At 69.5% G+C, this 13,612-nt stretch carries 13 protein-coding genes; 3 read left to right on the top strand and 10 right to left on the bottom strand.

Annotation, left to right across the window (positions count from 1 at the left end; genetic code table 11):
- Nucleotides 1-179 precede the first annotated feature (179 nt).
- Nucleotides 180-854 carry a hypothetical protein gene (locus tag JM949_RS37760; RefSeq protein WP_238433890.1) on the bottom strand — a complete coding sequence of 225 codons (675 nt, stop codon included), beginning with the start codon at nucleotides 852-854 and terminating at the stop codon, nucleotides 180-182.
- 380 nt (nucleotides 855-1,234) lie between these two features.
- Nucleotides 1,235-1,576 carry a hypothetical protein gene (locus JM949_RS37755; RefSeq protein WP_238433889.1) on the bottom strand — a complete coding sequence of 114 codons (342 nt, stop codon included), beginning with the start codon at nucleotides 1,574-1,576 and terminating at the stop codon, nucleotides 1,235-1,237.
- Nucleotides 1,577-2,297: 721 nt separating this feature from the next.
- On the opposite strand from JM949_RS37755, the gene JM949_RS25920 reads away from it, so the two are divergent.
- Nucleotides 2,298-2,870: a DUF4352 domain-containing protein gene (locus JM949_RS25920; RefSeq protein ID WP_309232324.1), complete on the top strand. Its 573-nt coding sequence runs from the start codon at nucleotides 2,298-2,300 to the stop codon at nucleotides 2,868-2,870.
- A gap of 170 nt (nucleotides 2,871-3,040) precedes the next feature.
- On the opposite strand, the gene JM949_RS25915 is transcribed toward JM949_RS25920, so the two are convergent.
- Genes JM949_RS25915 through JM949_RS25890 form a run of 6 tightly spaced genes read right to left on the bottom strand, consistent with a single transcriptional unit; the run spans nucleotide 3,041 to nucleotide 8,067 of the window.
- Entirely contained in the window at nucleotides 3,041-3,784 is a 744-nt protein-coding gene (locus JM949_RS25915) for a copper homeostasis protein CutC (protein WP_203150881.1), read from the bottom strand.
- Nucleotides 3,781-4,794 carry an asparaginase gene (locus JM949_RS25910; protein WP_203150880.1) on the bottom strand — a complete coding sequence of 338 codons (1,014 nt, stop codon included), beginning with the start codon at nucleotides 4,792-4,794 and terminating at the stop codon, nucleotides 3,781-3,783. Before JM949_RS25910 ends, JM949_RS25915 begins: the two co-directional genes overlap by 4 nt.
- Complete coding sequence (locus tag JM949_RS25905) at nucleotides 4,791-5,660, bottom strand: amino acid ABC transporter permease (RefSeq protein WP_203150879.1); 870 nt, start codon at nucleotides 5,658-5,660, stop codon at nucleotides 4,791-4,793. Before JM949_RS25905 ends, JM949_RS25910 begins: the two co-directional genes overlap by 4 nt.
- Complete coding sequence (locus JM949_RS25900) at nucleotides 5,657-6,301, bottom strand: amino acid ABC transporter permease (RefSeq protein ID WP_203150878.1); 645 nt, start codon at nucleotides 6,299-6,301, stop codon at nucleotides 5,657-5,659. The genes JM949_RS25905 and JM949_RS25900 overlap by 4 nt, the downstream gene beginning before the upstream one ends.
- Nucleotides 6,302-6,317: 16 nt before the next feature.
- Entirely contained in the window at nucleotides 6,318-7,286 is a 969-nt protein-coding gene (locus tag JM949_RS25895) for a glutamate ABC transporter substrate-binding protein (protein WP_203150877.1), read from the bottom strand.
- Nucleotides 7,287-7,305: 19 nt separating this feature from the next.
- Complete coding sequence (locus JM949_RS25890; protein ID WP_407664821.1) at nucleotides 7,306-8,067, bottom strand: amino acid ABC transporter ATP-binding protein; 762 nt, start codon at nucleotides 8,065-8,067, stop codon at nucleotides 7,306-7,308.
- Between the two features lie 130 nt (nucleotides 8,068-8,197).
- Here JM949_RS25890 and JM949_RS25885 point away from each other — a divergent pair, with 130 nt between their 5' ends.
- Together JM949_RS25885 and JM949_RS25880 are read left to right on the top strand one after the other, a co-directional pair.
- Entirely contained in the window at nucleotides 8,198-9,382 is a 1,185-nt protein-coding gene (locus JM949_RS25885; RefSeq protein WP_203150876.1) for an ROK family transcriptional regulator, read from the top strand.
- A 175-nt stretch (nucleotides 9,383-9,557) separates the two neighbouring features.
- On the top strand, nucleotides 9,558-10,385 hold the full coding sequence (locus tag JM949_RS25880; protein WP_203150875.1) for a DUF3152 domain-containing protein: 828 nt from the start codon (nucleotides 9,558-9,560) through the stop codon (nucleotides 10,383-10,385).
- An 89-nt stretch (nucleotides 10,386-10,474) separates the two neighbouring features.
- Here the strand turns inward: JM949_RS25880 and JM949_RS25875 are convergent, their stop codons facing one another.
- Both JM949_RS25875 and ilvD read right to left on the bottom strand, forming a co-directional pair.
- Complete coding sequence (locus JM949_RS25875) at nucleotides 10,475-11,320, bottom strand: LolA-like protein (RefSeq protein ID WP_203150874.1); 846 nt, start codon at nucleotides 11,318-11,320, stop codon at nucleotides 10,475-10,477.
- 214 nt (nucleotides 11,321-11,534) lie between these two features.
- Nucleotides 11,535-13,382, bottom strand: a complete 1,848-nt coding sequence (gene ilvD, locus JM949_RS25870; RefSeq protein WP_203150873.1) for a dihydroxy-acid dehydratase — start codon at nucleotides 13,380-13,382, stop codon at nucleotides 11,535-11,537.
- Nucleotides 13,383-13,612 lie beyond the last annotated feature (230 nt).

The following is a 13,612-nucleotide window of genomic DNA, read 5'->3' as shown; positions in this document are numbered from 1 at the left end:
CCCTCATCGCCCTGGCCATGCTCAGCCTCGGCAGCCACCGGCCCCAACTCCCCAAACGATGACCACCAAACAACCCACAAACCCAGCAGAAGACCCATATTTATGCCTCTGAGGTATACCGCTTTCGAACACATCGACGCGGCTGCCACCCGATCGCGCCGCAGGTGGTGCGCCCGGGCTCACACCTCCGACTGGCTGCCAACCCCAGAGTTGATGTCTTTCGGCGTTGAGGTGCCGGGTTCCGGGTTGTCCTGGGATGAGATGGCAGTAGAGACGAGGCTGGCCGCCACCGGCTGCACAGGCGCGACGTCTTCCGGCGAACGCAGGCGGGGCGGCGCGAGCATCCACGGCTTGAGATTTTGGATGATCTGCTCGTAGAAGTCGTCGATCGCGTGCAGCACCGAATCGATGAAGGCACCTCGCCCGCTGCCGCGCTTGGTTCCCGCTGTCGTGCTCTGGGCGACCCGGAATGCCCGCAGTTCGCGCACAGGATCGGTGATCAGCGTCGCCGGCTCGACACGGACCTGGCGTAGGAGGTCCGTCGCACCCCCGCCGCGGGCATGCATGGCGAACGCCTCGATCCGAACCGTGTCCGGCGCGTCTCGTAGTTGGCGAACCAGCCAGTTCACCCGCGTGGCCGGCCTACCGGAGCGAGGAGCCTCGACATCGACGTGGCAGACCACCTGACCGGCCCGTAGGTCGGCCATGACCTGAAGTGGGCCGACCGCCCCGGGAATCCTGATGCTGCCGGTCAGGGTCCCGGTGGTGGCGAGCTGATTAGCCAAGGCCTGGGTGCGTGCGGCCGGATCGGTGAGATCGCGACGGCTCAGCGCCGGGGTGACGTCGGTGCCCATTGTCTGCCGAGTCGCAGGCAGGCGTAGCGGATCAGTGCGTCGAAGCGGCCCGCCACCTCGGCCGCTCCGCTGTCGCCGGCTCGCAGCGTTCCGGCTGATACGCCTTCCCGTACCTCGACCCAAGACGGCCCCATGTCGCTGAACTCCAGTGCGCCTGAGCGCGGATGCTCGAGATACCTGATCAGCTCTCCCAGAATCCATGCTTGGTCCGGGTCAGCGACGCCTCGATACTCCTTCTGGACCACGGCCTGGGTCAGGATCTCCGTCCATGGCAGGTGATACAGGGCGACCTTGCGTAGCTTCCGGCGATCGATCGTGGTCGGATGCTGACCCGGGACAGGGGCGATCTCGTTGGAGACCGTGATGAGGGCGTCGAAGCCTTACTCCCGGGCGATGTCCAGGTACGCCTCCAACTGATCGGACTTCAGCGCGTTGCTGCCGGTCTTGACCTCGATCAGGGCGGTCCACTGCCGCTGCCCTCGTCGAACACGGATGAGACCGTCCGGGAAAAACTGCTGATTCCCGAGCTTGAATGGAACCTCGATGAAGGTCTGCACCGTTCCGGCCGGGGCGCCGAGGGACTGGGTCAGGACACGCCCAAACTCCCGGACCGCGCTCATCACCGCCAACAGGGCGGAGGTTGCGCGTCGCTCTTGTTCCTCTGCTCCATTGATGCCGGATGTGGGGATCAGACGGGCCGCGAGCCAGGTCTCCTCAGACATGCGAGTGACTCCTCGTGAAGGCGGTGGTACGAGAAGTTACTCGCCGGCACGACTGGAAAGAGGTGTGACCAGCGGGGCGTACGAACGGAAAGAGTTGCCCGGTCGGGTGTCAGGCGATCTGCCCGGGTGGTTCTGGTTGCCGGATGGAGATGTCCGTGTCGTCGATTCGGTCCGAGCAGACGAATCTGTCGGATAGCTGACTGCGGGCAGGTTTGCTGGCCCGATCGGTCGACCAACGCATTATTCGGCAGCGTCAACGACATTCGGGGGCATTGTGAGTGACGCAATGCTTGGTGGCTGAACGAAGATTGTCTGAACGTGTGACGGACCGCTCACCGTACCGGGCAACTGCCGGGGTGGCTTGTCGTGCGTTTCCGCCTGGGCGGACGACTCATTCGCACTGGCTTCCATGGCAACGTGCAAAGGCCTTCCTCATGCGTGGCAACGCCGATCAGGACCCGGGAGACACCATTCGATGACGGCCCCCAACGAGCCCATCCGCAACCAGCCGGCCACCGGTCAGCCGCCAGTTCCCCCTAGCTCGCCGTTCCCGCAGCCACCTGCCGGGCAGTACCCGCCGCCTGCTGCGGGCCAACTCCCTCCGCCGACGCCCGGTCAGTTCCCACCATCGCCCGTTGCCAGGAAGCGTGCCTCGTGGCTGCTGCCGACCCTCATCGGAGTTGCCGCCTTCGTGTTGCTCTGCTGTGGCGGTGGTCTGGTCGTGAGCCTTACCGCCGACGACAAGAAGACCGATGCCGCGGCCGTCAGCGACAGCGCGTCCCCTGATGTGGGCAGCTCCGTCTCCGCGAGCCCGGCAGCGCCGGCAGAGAATCTGACGGCACCCTCACCGGTGACAACGACCACGGCCCCCAAACCCGCAGCGCCGAAGGCTCCGGGCATCGGCGACAAGGTGCGCGGCGGCGACTTCGAGTTCACCGTCAGGAGTGTGAAGTGCGGGATCGCGCGGGTGGGCAGCGAGTTCCTCAACACCAAGGCGCAGGGTGCGTTCTGCAGGGTCAGTGTGACCGTCAAGAACGTCACCAAGAAGGCGCACTCCTTCCACGCCGACGGCAGCATTTCCGCGCAGGATGGCAGTGGCCGGAAATACGAGGTCGATGGGGAGGCCGGCATCTACGGCAACGATGACGGCCAGGGCTTCCTCGATGAGATCAATCCAGGCAACTCGGTGACCGCGAACGTCTACTTCGACGTTCCGAAGGGCACCAAACTGAAGATGATAACCCTTGATGCCGGGCTGTTCACCCTCGCGGAGGACGCCGTCGTCGCCCTGTGATCGTCGTCGGGTTTCCGCTCGATCCATGATGTAGTGGCCTCCCTGTCGCGGGAGGCCACTACATCCATGTTCGAGCACGATCATGGCGCCCGAGGACGCGATCATCGCGGGCGAGTGCGATCCTCGCGGCCGAGGGCGCGAGCATCGAGCGCTTGGACGCGGCGGAGGGGTCAGCCGCGGGCGGCGGCGAGCACCTGGCCGACCAGGGCGCCCGAGGTGCCCGAACGCTCGTACTCGGGCCGGTTCAGGCTGCCACCCATCAGCGGCGCCGGGTTGCGGTGCACGGCCGGGCTGTCCGAGCTGACCAGCGCGGCGAAGTGGTACTCGTCGGCGCCGGTCGCCTCGACGATCCGGGCGATGTTGCGCGGGGTGATGCCACCGCCCGGCATGACGACGATCCGGCCGGCGGCCCGGCGCACCAGGTCGGCGATGAGCGGAGCGCCCTCCAGCACGCTCACCTCCTGGCCGGAGGTGAGCACCCGGTGGACGCCCAACTCGATCAGCTGCTCCAGCGCCGCGTGCGGGTCGCGGGTCATGTCGAACGCCCGGTGGAAGGTGATGCTCGCGTCGCCGGCGGCGGCGATCAGCCGGCGGGTGGTCGGCACGTCGACGTCACCCTCGGCGGTGAGCGCGCCGATCACGATGCCGTGTGCGCCGGCCGCCACGGCGGCCCGGACGTCCCGCTCCATCGCCTCGATCTCGAACGGCGAGTAGATGAAGTCGCCGGCCCGGGGACGGACGATCACGTGCACCCGGATCCGGCTGACCGCGCGCACTGTCGTCTCGATGGTGCCCAGGCTGGGCGTCAACCCGCCGTCGAAGAGCGCGGAGCACAACTCCACCCGGTCGGCGCCGGCCTCCTCGGCGGCCACCGCCCCCTCGACGCTGTCGATGCAGATCTCGAATGTGCTCATGAATCTTCCTTTTCGGTACGGGAGGGTGCCGCTTCGGTACGGGACGGTGCCGCCGCGATGACGGCCGTGACGGCCCCGACGGGTTCGCCGCCGCCGAGCACCGGCACCTGGCGCAGCGCGTCGGCTCCAGCCACTGGTACGCCCACCGCGCCCAGGGCGGCGAGGGCGATGGCGGTGGTGGCTCGCGGCGAGCCGTCGACCGCCTTCACCGCCACGGCGTGACCGTCCGGTGCGGCCACCGCCAGCACACCCTCGGCCCCGCCCTTGGCCAGGACGCCGGGCAGCGCCCGCATCAGGTCGGTGTTCGGGTGCCCGTGCCAGCCGCCCACGTACTCCGGGTACTGACGCATGGCCTGCGCGACCAGTGCCTCGTCGCTGCCGGCGGGCGCGGTGACCAGCGCGTGGAAGGTGCGGGCCAGCCCGGTCAGCGGCAGACCGAACAGCGGCGCGCCGCAGCCGTCGACCGCGTGGTGGGCGATCGGCGTGCCGGCCAGTCGGGCGACGGTGGCGGCGGTCTCCCGCTGGAGCGGGTGGTCGGGGTCGAGGTAGTCGGGTGTGCTCCAGGACCGGGCGACGCAGGCGACGAGCATCGCGGCGTGCTTGCCGGAACAGTTCATCCGGATCCGGTCGCGCTGCCCGCCGGCGCGGATCAGCCGGTCCCGGGTCGGTTCGTCCTCCGGCCAGTCCACCGGGCAGCCGAGCGCGTCCTCGGTCAGGCCGGCCCCGGCCAGCATCGCCCGAACCACCTCGACGTGCCGGTCGTCGCCGGTGTGGCTGCCTGCGGCGAGGGCCAGCGCCGGGCCGTTCAGCTCGTCGCCCGTTGCGATCCGGCAGGCCAGTGCCTGCACCGGCTTGAGGGTGGAGCGGGGGAGCACCGGTTCGTCGGGTACGCCGGCGGCGAGGGCGACAGTGCCGTCCGGGTCGAGCACCACGACGCTGCCGAAGTGCCTGCTCTCGACGAAGCCGTTGCGGACGACCCGGGCCAGTTCGGCGTAGCGGAAGTTGGTCACCGCGGGGTGTTCCCTTCGAGAAGCGGCGGGGGCAGGTCGGCGGTCCGCCGTCCGCGCCGTGCGCCGAAGCGGCCGTTGCGGGCCTGGAGCACCCGGGCGAACTTCGACAGCGAGGCGTTGACCACCAGGTAGAGCAGCGCCACCACCAGGAACGTCTGGATCAGCAGGTGGGTGTAGGAGGAGAGCACCTGCCCGCTGTAGAGCAGCTCGGTGTAGCTGACCACGAAGCCGAGCGAGGTGTCCTTGAGCAGCCCGACCAGCTGGCTGACCAGGGACGGGGCGAGTTGGAGCAGCGCCTGCGGGAGCACCACCAGCGCCATCACCTGGCCGCGGCGCAACCCGACCGCGAGGCCGGCCTCGGTCTGGCCCCGGTCCAGGGCCAGGATGCCGGATCGGAAGATCTCCGCGAACGCCGCCGAGTTGGAGACCACCAGCGGCACCACCAACTTCCAGAACAGCGGGAAGTTCAGCCCGTACTGCGGCAGCGCGAACAGCGTCACGTAGATCAGCAACAGGGTGGGCACGGTCCGGAAGATCTCCACGTACGCGCCGGCCAGCCAGCGCAGCGGTCGATGGGTGGAGAGCCGGCCGAGGGCCAGCAGCAACCCGAGCGCGGCGCTGAGCACGGCGGTCGCGGCGGCGGCGCGCACGGTGGCCCACAGGCCGTTGAGCAGGTACCGCCAGATCGGCCAGGTGGTGAACGGCTCCCACCGGGCGGCGGCCAGCTCGCCGTGGCTGGCGAACTGGTAGCCGGCCGCCACCACACCGCCGGCCAGCAGCACGGCGCCCAGCACCGTGGCGATCCGGATGCGTCGTCGGGCGCGGGGGCCGGGCTCGTCGAAGAGGATCTGTTGCGTCTTGTTCATCGGACGATCGCCAGCCTTCGTTCCAGCAGGCCGGTGACCTGACCGATGATCAACGCCAGCAGCATGTAGGCGAGGCCCGCGCCGGTGAAGACGGCGATCGGCTGGGCCTCGACCAGGTTCACGTTGTTCGCCGCCTGGGTCAGCTCGACCACCCCGACGGCGGCGGCCAGCGAGGTGTTCATCAGCAGCGCGATGCAGATGTTGCCGATCGGCTGGATCACCGCCCGCAGTCCCTGCGGCAGGATCACGTGCCGCAGGGACTGACCGAAGGTGAGCCCGATGGCGCGGGCCGCCTCGGCCTGACCGACGCCGACGGTGTTGATCCCGGCCCGGATCGCCTCGGCCAGGTACGCCCCCTCGTAGACGGCGATGACGATCGCGGCGGAGGTGAACAGCGGGAAGGTGATGCCGATGGTCGGCAGGGCGAACACGAAGAGCACCAGCAGGGCCAGCAGAGGCAGGTTCTGGAACACCTCGACGTACACCGTGCCGATCGCCCGCAGCAGCGGGACGGGGGCGATCCGCAGGGTGGCCACGACGATGCCCAGCAGCATCGCGCCGACGGTGGTCACGACTGTCAGTTCGACAGTCGTGACCAGGCCGTGGCCGAGCTCGCTCAGGTGGGCGGTGAGGGCGTCCATCGGTACGGGAGGTTCCTCAGGAGCCGTCGGCGGAGCCGAGAGCCGGCGGGGTGGGCGCCCCACCCTCCACCACCGAGCCGAGGGTGCCCTCCCAGACCTTCGCCCAGGTGCCGTCGGCCTGGATCTTCTTCAGCCAGTTGTTGACGAACTCCTTGAACTGAGCGTCCTCCCGGTTGAGGCCGATGCCGTACGCCTCGGTGGTGAACGGCTCGCCGACCACCTTCATCCCCGGGTTGGCCTTGGCGCCGGAGGCGAGCAGCGTGAAGTCCTGCACGTAGGCGTCCCCGCGCTTCTGCAGCAGCGCCTGCAACGCCTGCGGGTCGGTGCCGAAGGCGATCTGCTTCGAGCCGGGGGCGGCGGAGGGCAGCGCGGTGACGGCGGGGGTGTTCGCCCCGACGATGACTGTCTTTCCGGCGAGGTCCTTGACGCTCTTGATCGAGGTGTCGTCCTTGCGGACCCCGACCGCCAGGCCGGAGGTGAGGTACGGCCCGGCGAAGGCGACCTGGGTGGCCCGCTGCGGGGTGATCGTGTAGGTCTGGAAGACCGCGTCCACCGACTTGGCCTGGAGCATGGCCTCCCGGGTCTGGGTGCCGATGGTCGTCGTCTTCACCTCGGGCTTGCCGATGATGTACTTCGCCAGCAGCTTCGCCATGTCGGCGTCGAAGCCCTCGATGGTGCCGCTGACCGGGTTCTGCTGGCCGAGCAGGGGCGCGTCCAGGGATCCGCCGATGTTCAGGTAACCGCGCTTGCGGATCGCCTCCATCGTGGAACCGGCCGGGATGTCCGCGTCGCTCGCGACCGGGGCCGCGTCGTACACCGACTGGGCGACCACGCCGTCGCCGCCCAGGCCGGGGTTGCCGGGCAGCGCGGGAGTGCTGCCGCCGCTGTCACCGCCGCAGCCGGCCGCGGCGAGGGACACCGCCACCGCGGTCGCGGTGAGGGCGAGCGAGCGCCGTCCGGTGAAGCGCATCTTGAGGATTGACATGACACCCTCCCGTTGGGGGCTAGTGCTGGAGGATCTTGGATAGGAAGTCGCGGGCCCGCTCGCTGCGCGGAGCTGCGAAGAAGTCGTCCGGGGCGCCGGATTCGACGATCCGGCCGTCGTCCATGAAGACCACCCGGTCGGCGGCGCGGCGGGCGAACCCCATCTCGTGGATGACCACGATCATGGTCATCCCCTCGGCGGCGAGGGAGACCATCACGTCGAGCACCTCGTTGACCATTTCCGGGTCGAGGGCCGAGGTCGGTTCGTCGAAGAGCAGCACCTTCGGCTGCATCGCCAGGGCGCGGGCGATCGCGGCCCGTTGTTGCTGCCCGCCGGAGAGTTGGGCCGGGTGGTGGTCCGCCTTGTCCGCGATGCCGACGCGCTCCAGCAGGGTCATCGCCTGCTGCCGCGCCTCGGGCCGGGCGATCCTGCGGACCCGGGTGGGACCGAGGGTGATGTTGTCCAGCACCGTCTTGTGACCGAAGAGGTTGAAGGACTGGAAGACCATGCCGACGTCGGCGCGCAGCCGGGCCAGCGCTCGGCCCTCGGCCGGCAGCGGCTCGCCGTCGATCTCGATGCTGCCCTGCCCGGCCGTCTCCAGCCGGTTGAGGCAGCGGCACAGGGTCGACTTGCCGGAGCCGGACGGCCCCACCACGACGACCACCTCGCCGGCGGCCACCGTGAGGTCGATGTCCTTGAGCACGTGCAGCGGACCGAACCACTTGTGCAGGCCGCGTACCGACACCATCGGTCGGTCCGCACCCGTCGTCACCGGTGCCACCAGGCGGCCTCACTTTCTTCGATCACAAAACTAAGTAAGCTTCATATCGAACCAACAGCGTCATCTAAAGGTAGCCAGCAAACTAAGTCAACTGGTTGCTTGAACAAACCGGGGATGCTAAGAACCTGACGTGACGATTGACGACGCGCCACGCGAGACCCTCCGGGGCGGCCCCCGCGAGATGCTGCGCTGGGTGGCCAGCGGAGCGGCCGTCAGTCGTGCCGACCTGTCCCGCCTCTCCGGGCTCTCCCCGTCGACGGTCTCTCAGCGGGTCGAGGCGCTGATCAGTCAAGGGCTGCTGGAGGAGACCGGCGCCGGCCGTTCCCGGGGCGGACGGCGACCGCGGCAACTCGCCGTGCCCACCGGCGGTGCCGTGGTCGGTGCCATCGACCTCGGCGCGCACCACGCGCGGGTCGGCACGCTTGACCTCTCCGGGCGGGTGGTCCAGGGCCGTACCCTGCCCGTCCGCATCGAGGACGGCCCGGAGGCGGTGCTCGACGCGCTGCTGGCCGAGGTGGCGGCGCTGGCCGCCGTACCCCTGTCGGACCAGGCGGCGCGCGGTGATGCCGCGGTGGGTGCGCTGCGCGGCATCGGCATCGGCATCCCCGGTCCGGTGCAGCACGCCACCGGCCGGATCGTCAGCCCGTCGCGGATGCCCGGCTGGAACGGCTTCGACGTCGCCGCCTTCTGTGCCGGCCAAATCGATGTACCGGTCATCGTGGACAACGACGCCAACCTGATGGCGCTCGGCGCGCACCGCACGGCGCATCCCGAGCTGGACCACGCCGTCTACATCAAGGCCGGCACCGGGATCGGCTCCGGGGTGATCTCCAGTGGACGGTTGCACCGGGGCGCACAGGGGTCGGCCGGCGACATCAGCCACTGCCGGGTGGTGGCCGATCCCGCACCGCCGTGCACCTGCGGCAACGCCGGCTGTCTGGAGGCGGTGGCCAGCGGCGCGGCCCTGGTCACAGCGCTCCGTGAGCAGGGCGTACCGGTCTCCGACCTGACCGGCGTGCTCCGCCTGATCGACGACGGCGACCGGCACGCCACGGCGCTCGCCCGGCAGGCCGGCCGAGCCATCGGCGAGATCCTGGCCGTCGTGGTCAACTTCTTCAACCCGCAGGTGGTCGCCATCGGCGGTCGACTCGCCGACTGTGAGCCGCTGCTGGCCAGCATGCGGGGCACCCTCTACGAGCGGTGCCTGCCGCTGGCCACCCAGACCCTGCTCATCGAGCGGGTCAGCGCCGGCCAGGACGTCGGCATCACCGGTGCCGCCCACCTGGTGATCGACCATGTGGTGGCGGCCGCCTGACCTCGCTCAAACCGGCTGCGATTGCTACCCAAGGTGACCTGCTCGATGCGAAGTGCTGTGAATGTCGGTATTTGCCGGCGTCCGGCATCCGATCGTCTTGACGTTTTCCTTACCGGTAGTCACCTAGCCTTCGGGTGCTCCTCACTGACGCGTGATCGCTCCTGGAGGTTTCGACGTGCGGATCAACGGACGGCTGCTCGTGCCGATCTCGTTGGCGGTGGCGCTGGCGACCGCCGGCTGTGGCCTGTCCACCCCGGCTTCCGGGCAGGCCGAAGCCCCACCCCCCGACCCGGGTGTGCGGCGCTCGGCGCCGAGCCTCCGCGACACACCGACCTCCAGCCCGACGCCGAGGATCCCGACCGACGCGCAGATCCCCACCAGGGCCGCCGGCACCTTCACCACCGCCAGCGGCAACGGTCGCGTGATCGGCGAGGGCAGGAAACGGGTGCGCTACAGCGTCTCGGTGGAGAAGGGCATCGCCTGGGGTGACATCCCCGCCTGGAAGCCGGACCGGTTCGCCGCCAGCATCGAGCAGGTGTTGGCGGCACCGAACGGGTGGGCCGCGTCGGCACAGCATCCGGTCACCAACTCGGCGGTGAACCTGACCCGGGCGTCGTGGTCGTTCCAGCGGGTCGGCACCTCGACTGTCGACGTCGACGTGCGGCTCGCCACACCGAGGACAGTGGACCGACTCTGCGGCGCGAGCGGGGTCGACACCGAGGGCGTCTACTCCTGCAAGTACGGCAAGACCATCATGATCAACCTGCGGCGCTGGCTCCAGGGGTCACCGGGATACCCGGTCAGCATCGACGAGTACCACGCCGGCGTGATCAATCACGAGTTCGGCCACTTCCTCGGCTTCGCCCACATGAAGTGCGGCGGTCGCGGCAAGCCCGGCCCGGTCATGATGACCCAGACCATCGACCTGGGCGGGTGCGTGCCCAACGTCAGCCCGTTCGTCGGCAACGGGCAGTTCGTCAGCGGACCGTGGGCACCGTCCTGACCCGGCGAACCCCGCCCGGGCAGGGGCGGACACGGCACTGCCCGGCCGGGTGCGTCGCCGCGCCCGGCCGGGTAGCCATCAAGTACTGATCAGTTGCCGGCGCTCAGTCCCTGCAGACCCTTGAGCATCTCGGCGAAGTCGAGGGTCTCCGCCGTCGGCGGCGTCTCGATGGTCACCGGCTTGCCGTAGTCGGTGTAGTCCATCACCAGATCGCCCAGCGGGCCCATCTTCAGGGCCGCCCGGCGGGGCCGGTACTGCTCGTCGACCCACAGGTCGGTGGTGATCTCCTTGACGCCCATCTTGGTCATCTGCTGCTCGACGCCCGCCCGCAGCTTCGCGTCGAGCTGCGCAAGGTAGGTCGCGATCGGAGTGGTGACGGTGTAGTGGACGGTCGCCGCCCCGTTCACCGTCTCCTGCCCGACCACCTTGGTGCCCTCGGTGGCGAGCAGCGTCTTGACCTGCTTGGTCGGGTCGATGTCCTCGAACTGCTTGCCGAAGTTCATCCCGGCCTGCTTGCCGGCGGCGCTGAGGTCCATCTTCATCCAGCGCTTGCCGTCCATCTCCGCGCGGTCCGCCGCGGGAATCTCGACGTAGATGACCGCGCCGACCATCCGGACGGCAGTCGCGTCGCCCTTCGGGTCCGTCGTCGTCATCTCGGCCTTGACCGGGTCGCCGAGGTCCAGGACGCCGCGCATCTCGACCTTCTCGCCGCCCGCCGTGCCCGACATCGCGACGGTCACCGAGTCGCTCTTGTCGGTGGCCTCGGCGGTCTTCTGCAGCGACCCCTTCAGGTCACTGGCCAGCAGCTCCAGCACGCTGGGCTGCTTGGGCTCGTCGGACCCGCCAGAACCGCCGGACGTCGTGCCGCACGCGGCGACAGCGAGCGCGGTGAGCGCCGAGACCGCCACCGCCACGGACTTCCTGCCAAATGACACGTACACGCCTCTTCCCCGTAGAAAATCCGGGGCTCACCCCCGGATAGATCGACGACACGCTAGCCGAACCGACCGACATCCGCGGACCGTGTTTCGTCGACCGCCCGCCGCGCGCGGGCTTCGGTGGCGCCGATATCAGCGATATTGGGGTATCCCGCTGGCTCGGATACCCCAATATCAATGATCCTGTTGTTACCTCACAGGGATCGGACCGTTACTCGGGCACCCGGCGATAGGCGCCGTCGCTGGCCGAGGTGGCCATCGAGGCGTACGCGCGCAGCGCCGCCGACACCGGGCGCTGCCGGTCGGTCGGGGTGTACGGCCGGTCGCGCTTCTCCTCCGCCACCCGTCGCGCCGCCAACTCCTCGGCGGGCACGTTCAGCTCGATCGACCGGTTGGGGATGTCGATGACGATCTCGTCACCCTCGCGGACCAGCGCGATCAGCCCACCGGAGGCGGCCTCGGGGGAGGCGTGCCCGATGGAGAGCCCGGAGGTGCCGCCGGAGAAGCGGCCGTCGGTGAGCAGCGCGCAGGAGCGGCCCAGCCCTCGTCCCTTGAGGAACGAGGTGGGGTAGAGCATCTCCTGCATGCCCGGCCCGCCCTTCGGTCCCTCGTACCGGATCACCACGACGTCGCCCGCGACGATCTCCTTGGCGAGGATCGCGGTCACCGCGTCGTCCTGCGACTCGTAGACCTTCGCGGGACCGCGGAAGGTCAGACACTCGTCCGGAACGCCCGCGGTCTTCACCACGCAGCCCTCCGGGGCCAGGTTGCCGTGCAGGATGGCCAGCCCGCCGTCGGCGGAGTAGGCGTGCTCGCGGTCCCGGATGCAGCCGCCGGCCGCGTCGGTGTCCAACGAGGACCACCGGTTGGTGGTGGAGAACGGCTCGGTGGTGCGGACCCCGCCGGGGGCGGCGTGGAACAGCTCGACCGCGGTGGGCGTGGCGGAGCCGCCGCGCACGTCCCAGTCGGTGAGCCACTGCGCCAGCGAGGGGGAGTGCACGGCGTGCACGTCCCGGTTGAGCTGCCCGGCCCGGTCCAACTCACCGAGGATCGCCGGGATGCCGCCGGCCCGGTGCACGTCCTCCATGTGGTAGTTCGGCGAGTTCGGGGCGACCTTGGCCAGGCACGGCACCCGTCGGGAGATCGCGTCGATGTCGGCGACGCCGAAGTCCAGCTCCGCCTCGCGGGCGGCGGCGAGCAGGTGCAGCACCGTGTTGGTGGAGCCGCCCATCGCCACGTCCAGGGCGACGGCGTTCTCGAAGGCGGCCTTGGAGGCGACAGTACGCGGCAGCACCGAGTCGTCGTCGCCGTCGTACCACCGCTTGGCGATCTCCACGACGGTGCGGCCGGCCTCGACGAAGAGCGACCGGCGCGCGGCGTGGGTGGCCAGCGTCGAACCGTTGCCGGGCAGCGCCAGCCCGATCGCCTCGGTGAGGCAGTTCATCGAGTTGGCGGTGAACATGCCGGAGCACGAGCCGCAGGTCGGGCAGGCGGAGCGTTCGATCTCACCGAGCTGCTCGTCGGTGACCGCCTCGTTCGAGGACGCGATCATCGCGTCGATCAGGTCGATCTTGCTGTGCACGACGCCCTCGATCGCCATCGTCTTGCCGGCCTCCATCGGGCCGCCGGAGACGAAGACGGTCGGGATGTTGAGCCGCAACGCGGCCAGCAGCATCCCGGGGGTGATCTTGTCGCAGTTGGAGATGCAGACCAGGGCATCCGCGCAGTGCGCGTTGACCATGTACTCGACCGCGTCGGCGATCAGTTCGCGGCTGGGCAGCGAGTAGAGCATGCCGCCGTGGCCCATCGCGATGCCGTCGTCGACAGCGATGGTGTTGAACTCCCGGCCCACCCCGCCGGCCTCCGCGACCGCGTCGGCGACCAGGCCACCCATGTCCTTGAGGTGTACGTGACCAGGCACGAACTGGGTGAAACTGTTGGCGATGGCGACGATCGGCTTGCCGAAATCGTCGTCGGTCATCCCGGTGGCCCGCCAGAGGGCCCGGGCGCCGGCCATCGTCCGACCGTGTGTGGAAGTCCTCGACCGCAGCTCAGGCATGCGTACCAGCATGACACCGCCGACCCGCCAGCCCACCCGGGTAGGCCCTGTGTCCCAACAGATGCACACTCAGCCCCCCACGGCGTGCGCGCATCCGGCACTCTTGGAGGCGTGCATTTTCCACCGGGCATGGTCGCTGTGGCAGCGCTCAGCGGGCTCGTCGCCGCCGTGGCCACCGGGCTGCTGACGTCGTCGCCCGGCGGCGCACCGGGCCGCGCCGCCCGGCGTAC

The organism is Micromonospora tarensis, from assembly GCF_016803395.1.
GTDB classification, from domain to species: domain Bacteria; phylum Actinomycetota; class Actinomycetes; order Mycobacteriales; family Micromonosporaceae; genus Micromonospora; species Micromonospora tarensis.
Note: the sequence above shows the minus strand (reverse complement) of the source record. Positions and strands in the feature narration are given on the sequence as shown.

What these genes read in the sequence shown, in the direction of transcription:
- JM949_RS37760 (WP_238433890.1), bottom strand. Translation starts at nt 854, where the DNA reads ATGGGCACCGACGTCACCCCGGCGCTGAGCCGTCGCGATCTCACCGAT.
- JM949_RS37755 (WP_238433889.1), bottom strand. Translation starts at nt 1,576, where the DNA reads ATGTCTGAGGAGACCTGGCTCGCGGCCCGTCTGATCCCCACATCCGGC.
- JM949_RS25915 (WP_203150881.1), bottom strand. Translation starts at nt 3,784, where the DNA reads ATGAGCACATTCGAGATCTGCATCGACAGCGTCGAGGGGGCGGTGGCC.
- JM949_RS25905 (WP_203150879.1), bottom strand. Translation starts at nt 5,660, where the DNA reads ATGAACAAGACGCAACAGATCCTCTTCGACGAGCCCGGCCCCCGCGCC.
- JM949_RS25900 (WP_203150878.1), bottom strand. Translation starts at nt 6,301, where the DNA reads ATGGACGCCCTCACCGCCCACCTGAGCGAGCTCGGCCACGGCCTGGTC.
- JM949_RS25895 (WP_203150877.1), bottom strand. Translation starts at nt 7,286, where the DNA reads ATGTCAATCCTCAAGATGCGCTTCACCGGACGGCGCTCGCTCGCCCTC.
- ilvD (WP_203150873.1), bottom strand. Translation starts at nt 13,382, where the DNA reads ATGCCTGAGCTGCGGTCGAGGACTTCCACACACGGTCGGACGATGGCC.